The sequence below is a fragment of the Rhizobium mesosinicum genome (assembly GCF_019511345.1).
Taxonomy (GTDB): Bacteria; Pseudomonadota; Alphaproteobacteria; order Rhizobiales; family Rhizobiaceae; genus Rhizobium; species Rhizobium mesosinicum.
In genome coordinates this window covers 13,874-28,872 of the sequence record NZ_JAEUAK010000006.1, presented here as the reverse complement: position 1 = coordinate 28,872, position 14,999 = coordinate 13,874, and the positions used below count along the sequence as shown (strand labels likewise).

Annotated in this window: 8 protein-coding genes; all 8 read right to left on the bottom strand. The window is 60.3% G+C overall.

The annotated features are described in order from the left end of the window. Positions 1 to 65: 65 nt before the first annotated feature. Positions 66 to 8,603: a glycoside hydrolase family 94 protein gene (locus tag JNB85_RS17055; protein WP_220335529.1), complete on the bottom strand. Its 8,538-nt coding sequence runs from the start codon at positions 8,601 to 8,603 to the stop codon at positions 66 to 68. A 507-nt stretch (positions 8,604 to 9,110) separates the two neighbouring features. Beyond that, the gene (locus JNB85_RS17050; RefSeq protein WP_220335528.1) at positions 9,111 to 9,275 is read right to left on the bottom strand and encodes a hypothetical protein; all 165 of its coding nucleotides are present in this window, start codon (positions 9,273 to 9,275) and stop codon (positions 9,111 to 9,113) included. Positions 9,276 to 9,404: 129 nt separating this feature from the next. Next, positions 9,405 to 9,593, bottom strand: a complete 189-nt coding sequence (locus JNB85_RS17045) for a hypothetical protein (protein WP_220335527.1) — start codon at positions 9,591 to 9,593, stop codon at positions 9,405 to 9,407. A gap of 163 nt (positions 9,594 to 9,756) precedes the next feature. Then, on the bottom strand, positions 9,757 to 10,506 hold the full coding sequence (locus JNB85_RS17040) for an ABC transporter ATP-binding protein (protein WP_220335526.1): 750 nt from the start codon (positions 10,504 to 10,506) through the stop codon (positions 9,757 to 9,759). Then, complete coding sequence (locus JNB85_RS17035; RefSeq protein WP_220335525.1) at positions 10,503 to 11,336, bottom strand: ABC transporter ATP-binding protein; 834 nt, start codon at positions 11,334 to 11,336, stop codon at positions 10,503 to 10,505. Before JNB85_RS17035 ends, JNB85_RS17040 begins: the two co-directional genes overlap by 4 nt. After that, positions 11,333 to 12,268 (bottom strand): ABC transporter permease, encoded by a 936-nt coding sequence (locus JNB85_RS17030; protein WP_220335524.1) that lies wholly within the window; start codon positions 12,266 to 12,268, stop codon positions 11,333 to 11,335. Before JNB85_RS17030 ends, JNB85_RS17035 begins: the two co-directional genes overlap by 4 nt. Continuing rightward, positions 12,265 to 13,332 carry an ABC transporter permease gene (locus JNB85_RS17025; RefSeq protein WP_220335523.1) on the bottom strand — a complete coding sequence of 356 codons (1,068 nt, stop codon included), beginning with the start codon at positions 13,330 to 13,332 and terminating at the stop codon, positions 12,265 to 12,267. Before JNB85_RS17025 ends, JNB85_RS17030 begins: the two co-directional genes overlap by 4 nt. A 21-nt stretch (positions 13,333 to 13,353) precedes the next feature. Next, positions 13,354 to 14,994, bottom strand: coding sequence for an ABC transporter substrate-binding protein (locus JNB85_RS17020; RefSeq protein ID WP_220335522.1), 1,641 nt, complete (start codon positions 14,992 to 14,994; stop codon positions 13,354 to 13,356). Positions 14,995 to 14,999 lie beyond the last annotated feature (5 nt).

Genomic DNA, 14,999 nt, shown 5'->3' with positions numbered 1-14,999 from the left:
TCCGTTTTGCAAACGCTACGCTGGCCAAAAGGGTTCCCCCTCTGGCCACACGAATCGCCGGAAAATCAGCTTGGAGATTGCTGGGATCCGACCGGATATCCCTCGCGGGGATTGGCGACTTCGGTGCCGTCTATCGACACACTGTAGCCTCCAGCATTGGACGCTTTTGAGACCGAAATGCGGTATTTGCTTCCGCCGCATTCGATCTCTGCCGCAAACCCGTCCCAATTGGAAGGAAGCGACGGGTTCACAAATAGTTGTCCACCCTTTAGCCGGATACCGAGGATACCCTCCACCGCCGCGCGGTAAAGCCAGCCGGCCGAGCCGGTGTACCAGGTCCAGCCACCACGCCCGATATAGGGTTCATGCCCATAGACATCGGCTGCCACGACATAGGGCTCGACGCGGTACCGTTCGGCCGCCGCTTTGTCCAGCGAATGGGTGATCGGGTTGAGGATCTGGAAGCAGCGCAGGGCATCGTCACCCCGCCTCAATTCCGCCAGCGCCATGACCACCCAGGTGGCGGCATGCGTATACTGGCCGCCATTCTCGCGAACGCCGGGCGGATAAGCCTTGATATAGCCTGGATCCTTCAGCGACCTTTCAAAAGGCGGGGTGAAGAGGCGGATGATCCGTGCATCGTCGTCAACCAGCCGGTCCAGCACCGCGTCCATCGCCTTGACGGCCCGTTTCGGATCACCTTCACCCGAGAGCACGCTCCAGGACTGTGCAATCGAATCGATCTGGCATTCCAGGCTCTCCTTCGAGCCGAGTGGCGTGCCGTCGTCGAAAGTGCCGCGGCGGTAATAATCGCAGTCCCAGGCAACGCTTTCGAGCGCCTTCTTGAGTTCGATGAGATGCGCCTTCCACTGCTTCGCGCGGGTCTTGTCGCCCTGCTCTTCGGCATACGGTATGAAAGAGCGCAGTGTACCGGCAAGAAACCAGCCGAGCCAGACACTCGAGCCGCTGCCGTCGATGCCGACGCGATTCATCCCGTCATTCCAGTCGCCGCCGAGGAAGAGCGGCAGGCCGTTCGCTCCCTTGCGAGCAATGGCGAGGTCGAGCGCCAGGGCCGCATGTTCATAAATGCTTGCCGTATCCTCGGAAATTTCCGGCTTGAAGAAGGAGTCATGCTGGCCTTCCAGCAGCGCAGGCCCATCGAGGAAGGCAACCTGCTCGTCGAGCACGCTTTTGTCGCCGCTGACGGTGCAGTAATGATCGATCGCATAGGCGAGCCACACGACATCGTCGGAAATCATGGTGCGTACGCCCGCCCCTGTCTCCGGCAGCCACCAGTGCTGTACATCCCCCTCGCGAAACTGGCGCGAGGCCGCGTCGATGATCTGCCCTCGCGCAAGCCCAGGCTCCTGCAGCACGAAGGCTAGTGTATCCTGCAATTGGTCGCGGAAGCCGAAGGCACCGCTCGCCTGGTAGAAAGCCGTCCGCGCCATGATGCGGCAACCGAGGCTCTGATAGGGCAGCCAGGTATTGACAAGGTTGTTCATGGCCTGATCCGGCGTCGAGATCTGCAGCTTACCGGTGAATTCCTGCCAGAAGCCTCGGTTTGCCTGCACCGCTTCATCGATCGAGGTCTTTCTGATATCGGCAAGCAGGACGCGCGCCTCCTCTTCGGTGGACACATCACCCAGAAACAAAGTGACGTCACGCTCTTCGCCGGCGCCGAGCTCGATATCGATCGCAAAGATCGCTGCCGGATCGCCGTCGAGCTCCGTGGAACCGGAAAGAGCAGCGGCTGAAGTGACGGCGACAGGCGCCACAATCGTCCCGCTCTTACCGATGAACTCGCGACGGCTTGCCGAAAAACTCGAAACCCTCTCGCTCGCGGCAAAAAAGGCGGTGCGACCCGAATAGTCGATGCTGTAGGGGTTCGTCGCAAACAGCGCCCCTGTCTCCTCGTCACGTTTCGACAGGACGAAAGATGCGGTCTTCTGCGGATTATTCCCAAGGATCCATTCGACATAGGCGTAGAGCCTGAGCTTGCGGCTTGCCGAACCAACGTTGCGCAGGCGCAGGCGCTGCAGCTTCACTGGCTTCTCGCGATGCACGGTCTGCGTCACTTCCAGCGCGATCTCGTGCTGCGTGCTGGAGAAGCTGGAATAGCCGAGGCCGTGGCGCGCTTCGAAGCGAATGTCGTTTCCCCGGGAAAGTCCTGCAAACGGCGTCATGACCGCACCGCTTTCAAGATCCGCTATGTAGAGGGCTTCGCCGGAACGGTTGATGACTGCATCGTTCGACCATGACGTGAGCTGATAATCGCGCGAATTGACGCTCCAGGTGAAACCGGCACCTTCCGCCGATATATGGAAGCCGAAGCGGTCGTTCGAGATGACATTGATCCAAGGCTGCGGCGTCGCCTGCCCGCCCGGCAGGCGCACGACATATTCTCTGCCGTCGCGGGCAAAGCCGCCGATGCCATTCCAGAAGTCGAGATCGCCTTCCTGATCGATGACAACAGTCTTGATAGCCGGGGCCGGCAGAGGCGTTATGCGCTTTATCGGCATCCTGCCGCGCTCGGTTTGTTCCGTGTTCTCAGGCTCTTCCCCGACGGGTGTAAACAGTATGCGGACGCGGTTGATCTGGTCGACCACCTTGCCGTTCTTGGCATGCAGTGTCACCCGCGAGGCGGCGATCAGCGCCTGATAGGTGCTCTCTTCCATCAAATCCTTGCGGACCGCGAAAATATGCTGGCGCAAGCCGTCGGCATGACCGAGGCGGCGCACGTTTTCGCACATGGCGTCGAGTGCGTGCTGCATATCCTGCGCATAGGACGAGGCGCGCTCGTTCATGATGACGAGATCGGCAGCCACCCCGCGCGAACGCAGATATTCCTGCGCCAGCAGCGCTTCGCGGGCGATTTCGAGGTCCATGTCGTCGTCGATGCGCAGCGTGAAGATTGGGAAATCCCCCGAAATCGCTAGCGGCCAGAGCGCCGACTGCGACTGCATGCCGGCCCGGACCGCGTCGTGGTCGCCGCGAAGCTGCATATCGGGATAGACAAGGTAGCGGCCGAGATGCTGGAACGCTGCCGCCTGCTGCGAGCTGACACCGACATGGCGCATCTGCACCTGTGTGCGCGTCCAGGCCTGGATGAGCTCGTGGTTGAAGGCATCCGGATGGCGATAGCGATCGATGGCCTTGTCCACCTCGGCACGGCTTGGTGCTGCAATCGTCCAGAAGATCACGCTGACCTTCTTGCCGGCTGGCACGCGCACCGTCCGGCGCAACGACAGGATGGGATCCAAAGTGAAACCGTCGGTGCCGGAAAGGGTAGCACCCGGATCGAAGGCAGCGGCACTCGAAAGAGTACGGCCACGGCCGATGAACGCCCGCCGGTCGGTTTCGAATTCCGTGTGACGCGTATCCCCGCCATTATCGACGATCAGATGCGCGAGGCTCATATCCGGTTCGTTCGGATCGCGCTTGTTACGCTCGGCACGAATGACATCGCCGCGCTTGTCGATCTCCGTTTTCACGAACATGCGGGCGAAAGCCGGATGCGCGTTATCCGTGTCGTCGAATGTAATGACCGGCTCGAGATAGGACGTCACTTCGATGAAGCGATCTTCCGTGCCCATGTTGAATAGCGTCAGGCGGCGGGCTTCCGCATCATGCTCGGTGGCAACGATGCATTCGATCTCGCTCGAAAGTTCGCCAAGAACTTTGCTGAACACAGCCTTCTCGTCAGCAAATTCCACTCGGACCGTTTCGCCCTCCACGCTCTTTGGCTCTGATGTGGCTGACCACCATTCATGGGTCACGGTATCGCGCAGGAAGATGAAATTGCCCCACCGGTCTTCGGTCGGATCTGCTTTCCAGCGGGAGACGGATAGCCCGTTCCAGCGGGCATAACCCGCGCCCGTTGCCGTCAGCATCAGGGAATAATGGCCGTTCGAGAGGAAGGCGAGCTCGCGTTCGCGCGAAGCCGGATCGTCGATCTTGCGGATGACGGGCCGCATCAAATCGTCCTGGATGCTGGCGGGCGTACTGGATTCATCCTTGCCGCTCATGACGAGGATGTCGCGCGGGGCTTTTTCCTGCAGCAGCAGTTCAGCCGCCTCGATAACCGGATCAGAGTGGAAGAGCTCACGCAGCATGCCGTCGAAAGCGACGTTGGCCACGGCTGCGATCGACATGCCGTGATGGTGCGCATAGTAGTTGTAGACGACAGCGCATTGCTTGCCTTCAGGCACGCGCGTTGGCGTGAAGTCGACGGCGTCGTGAAAGCCGAACTTGCCGAGAGCGCCGAGCTTGCGGAGCCTCTGCAGGTTTTCGAGTGATGCCCCCGGATAATATTGGCTGGCGAGCAGCGAGGCATAGGGTGCGATGACGGCATTGTGGCCGAGACCGCGCTTCAGGCCGAGCGTCGGCACGCCGAAGTTCGTGTACTGATAGTTGAGGTTATGGTCGCGAGCATTGAAGGCTGCTTCCGAGATGCCCCAGGGCGTGCCGAGCTTGCGGGCATGGTTCATCTGTTCGACAACGACGAGATTGTTGGTCTGATTGAGAATGCCCCCACCGCGCTCCTGCATGACGAGCGGCGGCATCAGATATTCGAACATCGAGCCGGACCAGGACACCAGCGCTCCGCGCGAGCCGACCGGAACGACCTGGCGGCCGAGCTTGTACCAATGCTCCGTCGGCAGGTCGCCCTTGGCGATGCCGAAGAGCGAGGTGAGACGGCATTCCGAGGCCAGAAGGTCATAACAGGCCGCATCGAGCTCGCCGCTCTCGACGCGATAGCCGATCGACAGCAGGCGGCGCTCCGGACGGTACAGAAACCCAAAATCCATCGAAAAAGCGAGATCGCGGGCTTTGTCGCGGAGCGCGACCAGGCGGGGACGCAATGCATCGATATTGGAAAGGTCGAAGGTACTATCGGAGATGTGAGCCTCGCAGACCTTGACCAGCGAGGCCGCCCACAACGTGACCTCTTCCGTCTGCTTCGACTTCACCTCGTGATGCAGGTTGCCGGCAAGGTTCTGGATGTCGCGCGCCAGGACCGCGAGGTTGATGACACGGATCGAGGCAAATTCGTGCTCGCGCTTGACAGCGGCAAGCGCGTTCTGGAAGCCGGAAATGCGTTCTTCCAGACGGCGGCGCAGTGGCCGCACGGTCTTGCGGTCATCGGGAAGATCGGCCAGCACTTCACCGAGGATGCCCGCCGTATCGCCTACACCGTCGAGATTGCCCTGGACATGTGCCGAAGGTGCTTCCGCCCAGTCGCGGCAGGCCGCAGAAACGGCAATCAGGTGACCGGCAAGATTACCGCTGTCGACAGCCGAAACATACCGAGGTCCAAGCGTCTGCAGCGTATCGGTGTGATACCAGTTGAAGAGATGGCCGCGGAACTTTTCCATGCGGTCGATCGTGGCGATCGTATGCTCCAGGCGCTCGATCGTCTCCTCGAAGGAGAACCAGCCGAACTGGCGGCCGGAAATGACGGACAGGAGGTAAACGCCGATATTTGTGGGCGAAGTGCGCGTCGCGACGATGACATGGGGCGTTTCCTGCACGTTGTCGGGCGGCAGATGGTTCTGCTCCGCTGTCGTGAAGGTTTCGAAGTAGCGCCAGGTGCGGCGCGCGATCTTGCGCAGTTCGCCGGAGACCGCGTCCGGTATGTTGAGCCGGTCTTCCGTCTCGGCCGACTGGCTCACATACCAGGCGACGGCGGGCGAACAGATCCAGAGCAGCGCGAAGGGAATGCCGACCAAGAAAGAGTCGTTGCCCGACAATGCGGCGAAAACAACCGACAAAATCGCCAGAACCGGAGCATGCCACATCGCTCCATAGTAGGAGAGGATGGTGCCCTGCTTCCCGGCCCCGACACTTGCCGCGGTGCGCCACTGCAAGAGCAGCTTGCGGCTGACGAAGAGACGGTAGAGCGATCGTCCGATCGCGTCCGCCATCATGCAGACGGTGTCGGCGATAAAGATGATGCGCAGCGCCACCTGGGCATTGGCAGCCGCAACGTCCGACCAGACAGTATAAAGATGGGCGCTGGCGACGACATCGCTGGTGCGCGGAATGATGCCATTAATGAGCGAAAGCGTTGGCGCCACGAACAGGCAGAAGATCAACAGGATCTGCCAGATCAGCGCTCCAAATGGCTCCATCAGATACCAGCCGAGCACGGAAGCGAGGAACCAGGCGATCGGTGTCGCCGACCGGCGCAGATTGTCGAACATCTTCCAACGCCCGAGCGCCGTGACACCGCGTTTCGGACTGAACATATAAGGCAAAAGCTGCCAGTCGCCCCGCGCCCAGCGATGTTGGCGTGAGCTCTCGACCTCATAGCGAACCGGGAAGTCTTCGACGAGTTCGAGATCGGTGACGAGTGCGCAGCGCGCCATCGACCCTTCGAGCAGGTCATGGCTGAGCACCGAATTCTCCTCGATGCGTCCCTTCAGCGAAGCCTCGAAGGCATCGACGTGATAAAGACCCTTGCCGGTAAACGTGCCTTCGCCGGCAAGGTCCTGATAAACATCCGAAACCGTGAAGACATAGGGATCGAGGCCGCGATTGATCGAAAAGATGCGCTGGAAGACCGAGGCATCCTTGCCTGTTGTCAGTGACGGTGTGACGCGCGGTTGCAGAATGCCGTAGCCGCTTTCGACACGCCCGCTTTTAAGGTTGATGGTCGGACGGTTGATCGGATGGTGGAGCTTGCCAACGAGTTTGGTGACGACATCGCGCATCAGCCGCGTGTCGGCATCGAGCGTCATGACATATTGAACGTCGGCCGGTATGGTATTGGCGCCCGGCAGAAAGGTGGTGTCTCGATCGCCGCGCAGCAGCAGGTTCAGCTCGTGCAGCTTGCCGCGCTTGCGCTCCCAGCCCATCCACACGCCTTCGGATGGATTATGGAGCCGGCGGCGATGCAGTAGATAGAAACGCGTCTTGCCGTCATGGGCATAGCGAGCCGAAAGATTGGCGATCTCCCGGCGCGCATATTCCAGGACTTCCAGATCGGCGGAGGTTTCCTCCACATCGCTGTCCGGCCAGTCGCTGAGCAACGCGAAATAGATTTCGCCGCGCGGATTGGCGAGATAATGAACCTCGAGGTTACGCACCATCTCGTCGACACTGTCGCGATTGGAGATCAGGCATGGTACGACGAGCAGCGTGCGCGCATCCGCAGGAATGCCCTGCTTGAATTCATAACCGACGAGCCGCGCCGGCGTGACGAGGAAGGAAAGCGCTGTATTGAAAAAGCCGGTTGCGCCTTCCGACGCGGGCAGCGAGAAGAGGATCAGCAGTAAGGCGATTTCAATCGGCCCCATGCCGGCATCGACCATGAAGCTTCCAACCACAGCCATGGCGATGATGGTGATCAGCACCACCGGAACGGCGATCGCCATCCAGTTGAACTTACGCACCGAGCGAACGAAATGCTGCGCCAGAGTTGGACGATAGGTTGCCCGCGCTTCGAGTTTCGGACGTTGAGTCCCGGTAATGAAATCGCCGATGTTAGGCTCATGCCCCAGCGGCTCATCGGAAAGCCCGGCCTCCGCCACCATGTCTATGGCAAGCTTGGCGATTTCCACCTCGCTCAGCGGCGAGTGCATGGCAAGCTTTTCGATCTGTCTGCGATAGGTATTGCGCGAGCCGGGATCCAGATTGCCATAATCGGAACGATCCCAGAGCAGTCTGTCGACACGGCTGACTTGCTCGACCCAGACGGACCAGTCCGCATCGTTTATTTCACGCAGGCTGCGGATGATATTACCCATCATCACGTTGCCGGAGGAGAGCCGGCCGTGTTCCGCCATCAGCGTTTCTTCGCTGTCACGACCGAGCTTCTCAAGCCGCTCGTCGAGCCACGAAATGGCGAGGCTCGAACTCCGTGAGCCATCGCGCATGCGGTAAAGAAATTGCGTCGAAAACGTATTGTCCTCGGCAAACTCTTCGAGCGTCTTCAGATAGGCAGCGGCCTTTGCCGTGTCGGTAAGACGGACCAATTCGTCGGCAGCCTCGTTGGCACGGCGGCGCAGGCGGCGGCTGCGTTCGACGCGGCTCGAAATACGGCGGAGATTTTCGACGAGCACGTAGCGCACCAGCGTCGGCAACGCCCAGAGTTCGCCGATCTTCAGCGTCTCGTGCTGCTGGAAGCCGTCGACCAGCGCCGTCAGGCTTTCCTGCGAGACGGTGCTGTGGGTATGGGCAACATAGAGCCAGGCGAGAACGAGCGTGCGCGGGATACCGACTCCCCCGACGTTCATAAGCGGCAGTTCGCGATAGAAACGGCGCGGGAAATCGCGGCGGATTTCCTGAATGGCCTCTTCGACGATGTAATGATTGTCGAGCAGCCATTCGGCCGCCGGCGTGATCGTCTCTCCGGCTTCGACATCGGCCGCGGTCGTGCGGTAGACTCGCAGGATCTCCTTCTCGTTTTCCCTGGTGCGCGAGAAGAAGTCGAAAGGCGTGAAGGCAGGCAACGCGCTGACTGCACCGCTGGCTACACCTTCGCCCATCGCCCTGATGTCTTCGTTGGATAAATAGGTCGAGCGGATCGAGTCGTTGTGGTCGACCTGCTTCTCATCGGACTGGCGCGACAGGCTAGGAGGCGGGCTGGAAATGTTCATGGGTTCGGTCTGGATCCAACAACTCTGTGATTTCGGCTAGGTCTGCACTGTTTACGATGACTGTCGGATGAACGGGCCGGTCATCTTCGATGATCGGCAAAGCAAGATCGCCAGGCGGTTCGCTCTCTTTCGGCGACAGCCCGTCCGGTTCCATGGCATGACTTTACGGAGGTCATAGCTGTCCACACCCCGTGCGAAACACTGGGAAAACTTGGACACGATCGAAATAATTCAAGGCAAGGACCATCCCGCGATTCCAGCCGTCGGTATGAAAGGCGCACGGCAATATCCATGCGCCTGTACGGCATTCTCGGCGCAATCAGCCTCTCACGCCTACTTTCGGGGATGGGTTGGGATCGCAATACGGAGCAACCATAGTAGAATGCCTTATGACCACCCTCTTGAACACCAAAGTGTCAGGAGAATGCAGACGCATCCCACGTGTTCAGATGGAAAAGTGCTCGATCAAATAGGCGCCATCAGTTGGCGCTCAGAGACGCGGTAAAGTCAGCCGACGACGCCGCAAACCAAAGCGACGACGAAAAGGAAAGCCGCCGTGAAAAATGTGACATGGATCGCGGTCTGGATTCTATGCCGCGTGGTGACCGGCTTCTTTGCCGGTACGGATCCGTACTGGTTCACATGAGTATGCGAGATACCCAGATTTGCCATGTGTCGCCTCCGTCTGTTTGTTTTGCGGCCGAATTGCCGGCTCGCTTTATATTCTTATACTCTATAAGGTAGGTAGAGATAATTTTCTGTCCAGAGCGGACGAAAGAGAAAATCCGCCCGGGCTTGATCTCAGCAGAGCGCCCGCCATGCCCAGAGCCAGGAACGTTCGGCAGCGCTGTCGCTCTGAGGTGCGTTCGGGGATGTTTCGATCAACCGGCGATCCTTTTCCGCCGGGATAGTCGCGGAGGCGATTTCCCTCCGCTCGGCCTTAACAGGCGGATCGAGGTAACCCATGGTCATCCCACCGAGAAAGAACATGCCTCAACCTCCATTGATCACGAAAGCTAACGGTCGTTAACGAGATCATGACAGAACTAAGGCAGCTGTCAATAGTCTAGTTGAATGGTCGTGTTTTAGGGAAACATTATCCTTAACGCCCGCGGGCATGCCAGATTTTTCAAAGGCTTGAAAGCATTGGCTTTCAAGCCTTCACGAAACCCTTGCTCGCGATCATCAAATTTCGCGTATACTCCTCGTGCACGCTGCCGGCGGCAAGCTCGGCCGATGTCAGCCGTTCAACGACGGCGCCGCCGCGCATCACAGCAAGCCTCTCACACATATGGGTGACGACACCGAGATCGTGACTGACCATGACGAATGTCAGTTTCCGATCACGCCGGATCTGCTCCAGAAGATTGAGAACCTCGGCCTGCACGGAGGCATCGAGCGCCGATGTCGGCTCGTCGAGCAGCAGGATGGAAGGTTCGACGATCAGGGCACGGGCGATTGCCACACGCTGCCGCTGACCTCCGGAAAGCTGATGCGGGTAGCGGAACCGAAAACCGTTGCCGAGCCCGACCTCGTCGAGCGCCCGGGCAATACGCTTCTCGCTGTCGCCGATGCCATGGATCGCAAGCGGCTCCAGAAGCAGCCGGTCGACGGTCTGGCGGGGGTGCAGCGAGCCGTAGGGATCCTGAAAGACCATCTGGACGCTTCGATAGAAGCTTCTGCTGCGCTTCGAAGCTTTGAGCTGCTCGCCGTGAATGTGGATCGCTCCCTCACTGACAGGAGCGAGCCCGGCAACCGCGCGCAGCAACGTCGACTTGCCCGAGCCGGATTCACCAACAAGGCCGAAGGATTCGCCGCTTTCAATGGAAACGCTCACATCTTTCAGCGCATGGAAATGGTCGTAGACGACGCCGAGATGGTCTGCGGATAACGCTGTGCTCATAAAGCCCACTCCGGCTTGCGGTCGAGAACCGGCAGCGGATGCCTGTCTTCACCGATCTGCGGCATGCAGTTCAGCAGGCCCTGCGTATAAGGATGTTTCGCCTTGCGGAGCTCGGACGCGGCAATCTCTTCGACGATGCGGCCGGCATACATGACGATGACGCGGTCGCAGAAGGAGGAGACGAGCCGCAGATCGTGAGAGACGAAAATCAGCCCCATGCCGCGTTCGGACACCAGCCGGTCCATGATCCTCAAAACATCGAGCTGAACCGTAACGTCGAGCGCCGAGGTAGGCTCGTCGGCGATCAGGAGTTCGGGTCCGGCAATCAGCATCATGGCGATCATCGCGCGCTGGCCCATGCCACCGGAAACCTCGTGCGGATAGAGATCGAAGACGCGCTGGGGATTGCGGATCTGCACCGCTTCCAGCATGTGGAGCGCACGGTCTCGCGCCTCGCCTTTGCCGACCTTCTCATGCGTGCGCAATGTTTCGCAGATCTGTTTGCCGATGGTCATGACCGGATCGAGCGAATATTTCGGGTCCTGCAGGATCATGGCGATGCGTTTGCCGCGTAGCTTGCGTCGCTCGGCCGCCGTAGCCTTGAGGAGATCGAGGCCGCTGAAATTCAGCGCGTCGGCGGTGACGACGCCGTGCTTCGGTGTCAGCCCGATGATGGCGCGGCCGGTCTGAGACTTGCCGGAGCCGGATTCGCCGACGATGCCGAGCCGCTCCTTGCCGAGCGTGAAGGACACGCCGCGCACGGCCTCGATGACGCCGGTGCGCGTGGGATAGCTGACACGCAGGTTCTTGACGGTCAGAAGCGAACTCATTGGCCGGCCTCCTTCGGATCGAGCGCATCGCGCAGGCCGTCGCCCAGAAGGTTGAAGCCGAGGCTGACGACGAGGATGGCGATACCGGGCATGGCCGCGACCCACCACTGGTCGAGGATGAAGCGGCGGCCGGAAGCGATCATCGCGCCCCATTCCGGCAGCGGCGGCTGTGCGCCGAGGCCGAGGAAGCCGAGGCCGGCGGCCGTCAGGATGATGCCCGCCATGTCGAGCGTCACGCGCACGATCAGCGAGGAGATGCAGAGCGGCATGACATGCCTGATGATGATGCGCAGCGGCGAGGCGCCCATCAGCTTGACCGCCGAAATATAATCGGACCGCCGGACCGTCAGTGTCTCGGCGCGGGCGATGCGCGCATAAGGCGGCCAGGACGTGATGGCGATGGCGATGATGGCGTTTTGGATACCTGGCCCGAGGGCTGCGACGAAGGCAAGCGCCAGCACGAGCTTCGGGAAGGCAAGGAAGATATCGGTGATGCGCATCAGCGTCGCATCCACCCAACCGCCGGCATAACCCGATACCGTGCCGACGATGAGGCCGACCGGCGCGGAAATGACGGCGACAAGGACCACGACGAGCAGCGTCAGCCGCGAGCCGTAGATGAGACGCGAGAAGATATCGCGGCCCTGATCGTCGGTGCCAAGCAGATAGCCCGCAGTGCCGGGCGGCAGCAGACGGGCATTCTTGAGATCGCCGACAACGGGATTGTGGGTGGCGATCAGATTGGCAAAGGCAGCAATCAGCAACAGCGCCACGATGATCAGCAGACCGATGACGGCGAGCCGGTTGGCGGTGAACTGCCGCCAGGTAACGTAGGCGCGGCCGAGCCGAGCCTGCATGCGTGACTGCGGCCGGTCGGACAGCAACCAGTCACGGCGGCTCAGGGGCGGGGAAGGCGTGGTCGGAACCGTCATCGGTTGCGCGTCCTCGGGTCGAGTATCCGATAGAGGAGATCGGAAATAAGGTTGATGCCGACGAACACCGTGCCGATGACGATCGTGCCGCCAAGCACGGCGTTCATATCGGCGCTCTGCAGCGAATTGGTGATGTAGAGGCCGATGCCGGGCCAGGAAAAGACCGTCTCCGTCAGCACCGAGCCTTCAAGCAGGCCTGCATAGGAAAGCGCGATGACGGTCACGAGCGGCACCGCCGCGTTCCTCAACGCGTGCCCCCAGATCACCCGTGTCTCAGAAAGGCCCTTGGCGCGCGCTGCCACCACATATTCCTGAGAAAGCTCGTTCAGCATGAAGCTGCGGGTCATGCGGCTGATATAGGCGAGCGAGAAATAACCAAGCAGCGAGGCCGGCAGGATGATGTGCCGGAAGACGTCGTAGAAGACATCCCACTGCCCCTGCCAGGCACTATCAAGTAGATAGAAGCCGGTGAGCGGCGTGAAGCTGTATTCGTAGACGATATCGATGCGGCCGGGGAAAGCCACCCAGCGCAGCTGCGCGTAGAAGATGACGAGCGAGATCAGCGCCAGCCAGAAGATCGGCACCGAATAGCCGACGAGGCCGATGACGCGCACGACCTGGTCGGCAATGCTGCCGCGGCGGACGGCAGCCAGTACACCGAGCGGCACGCCGATGACGGAACCGATGATCGTGCCGACGGTCGCAAGCTCCAGCGTGGCCGGGAAGACGCGGCGAATATCGACCATGACCGGATTGGTGGTCAGCACCGAATTGCCGAAATCGCCGAAAAGTATGCCCTTGAGATAGATGTAGAACTGCTCGTAGAGCGGCAGGTCAAAGCCCATCTCGCGGCGAACGCGCTCTACGACATGAGTCGGTGCGCGGTCGCCGAGAATGGCGAGCACGGGATCGATCGGCACGACGCGGCCGATGAAGAAGGTGACAGCCAGAAGGCCGAGATAGGTGGTGACGGCGGCGAAGAGGAAACGCCCCAGCGCCTTCGCAAAGGAGAGTGCACGGCCCTTGCGGAGCCGCGCCTCCTGTCTCGTTTCGACGATACTCACTGGATCAGCCTAGCCGGCCCATCACTTCGAGATCGGGCCTACATAGTTGGTGTCGAAGCTGGGCCCCAGCTTGAAGTCCTTGAGGCTCTTGCGATAGCCAGCCACTTCGATTTGCTGGAAGATGATGACGAAGGGGCTGTTGGCCAGAAACTTCTTCTGGATGTCCTCATACATGGCCGCACGCTTGGCGGCGTCACGCTCGAGCAGGGCAGCCTTCGTCTCCTTGTCAAGCTCGGGCGCTTCCCATGTATTGCGCCATGCAAGCGTCTTCACCGTGCCCGCATCGGAATTGTCCGGGTTGGAAGTGAAGGTATCGGCGTTGGAGTTCGGATCGAAATAGTCCGATCCCCACTGGCCGATATACATGTCGTGCGTGCGCGCGCGGTACTTGGTCAGCGTCTGCTTGCCGTCGCCGGGGATGATCTCCATCTTCACGCCGGCCTGAGCGAGTGTCTGCTGCATGGATTCGGCAATGCCGGTGACCGGCTGCGTGTTGCGCACATCCATGGTGACCGAGAAACCGTCCGGCACGCCGGCCTTGGCGAGCAGCTCTTTCGCCTTGGCAACGTCGAGCTTGTAGGGGTTCTCGTTCAGCGCACCGAGCTGGCCGGTCGGCAGGAAGGTCTGGTGGATCTCACCGATGCCCTTGATAAGGGTCGCGCCGATCGCGTCATAGTCGACGAGATACTTGAAGGCTTCCTGGACCTCCGGCTTCTTCAGGTTCTCGTTCTTGCTGTTGAGGCTGACGTAATAGACCGTGCTCTTCGGCGCATTGGTGGTCGCCAGATCCGCATTCTTGCTCACGGCGTCGAGGTCGCCAGGCTCAAGGTTGCGGGCGATATCGATATCGCCGGCCTCAAGCGCCAGGCGCTGCGCCGAGCTTTCCTTCATGTAGCGGTAGATGACGCGGTTGAGCTTGGCTTTCTCGCCATAATAATTGTCGTTGCGTTCCATGACGACGACTTCGTTGGCGCGCCATTCACGCAATTTGTAAGCGCCGGAACCGGCATAATTCGTCTTCAGCCATTCATTGCCGAAATCGTTGTCGTATTTGTGATCGGCATCGACAGTGACCGGCTTCACGTGTTCCATTACCAACTTCTTGTCGACGACGGAAGCAACCGTTGCCGTCAGGCAGTTCAGCACGAAACTCGGCGCATAAGCCTTGTCCACGGTGAAGGTGAAAGTGGTCGGGTCGGCGGCCTTGGCCTTCTCGGTGACGTTGTCGCCGGTCAGGCCGAACTGGGTGAGAATGAAGGCCGGGCTCTTGTCGAGCTTGACGGCACGTTCGAAGGACCAGGCAACGTCTTCAGCGGTGATCGGATTGCCCGAGGCGAACTTAAGATCCGGCTTCAGCTTGAACGTATAAGTGAGACCATCATCGGAAACGGTCCAGCTGTCGGCGAGGTCGCCCTTGATCTTCGACGTGTCGTTCATGTCGAGACGAACGAGCAGGCTGTAGGTATTGCTGGTGACCTCAGCCGTCGAAAGCTCGAATGCCTCGCCCGGATCCATCGTGATGATGTCGTCGATGGCAAAACCTTCAACGAGCGTGTCCTTCGGCGTCTCTGCGAAGGCAGCGGGCGCTGCTGCCATCAGGAGCGAAAGCGCAGCCCCTGCGGAAAGAAGGCGGAAGCTGCGGTTCAGTTTGGTAATCATCATGGTTT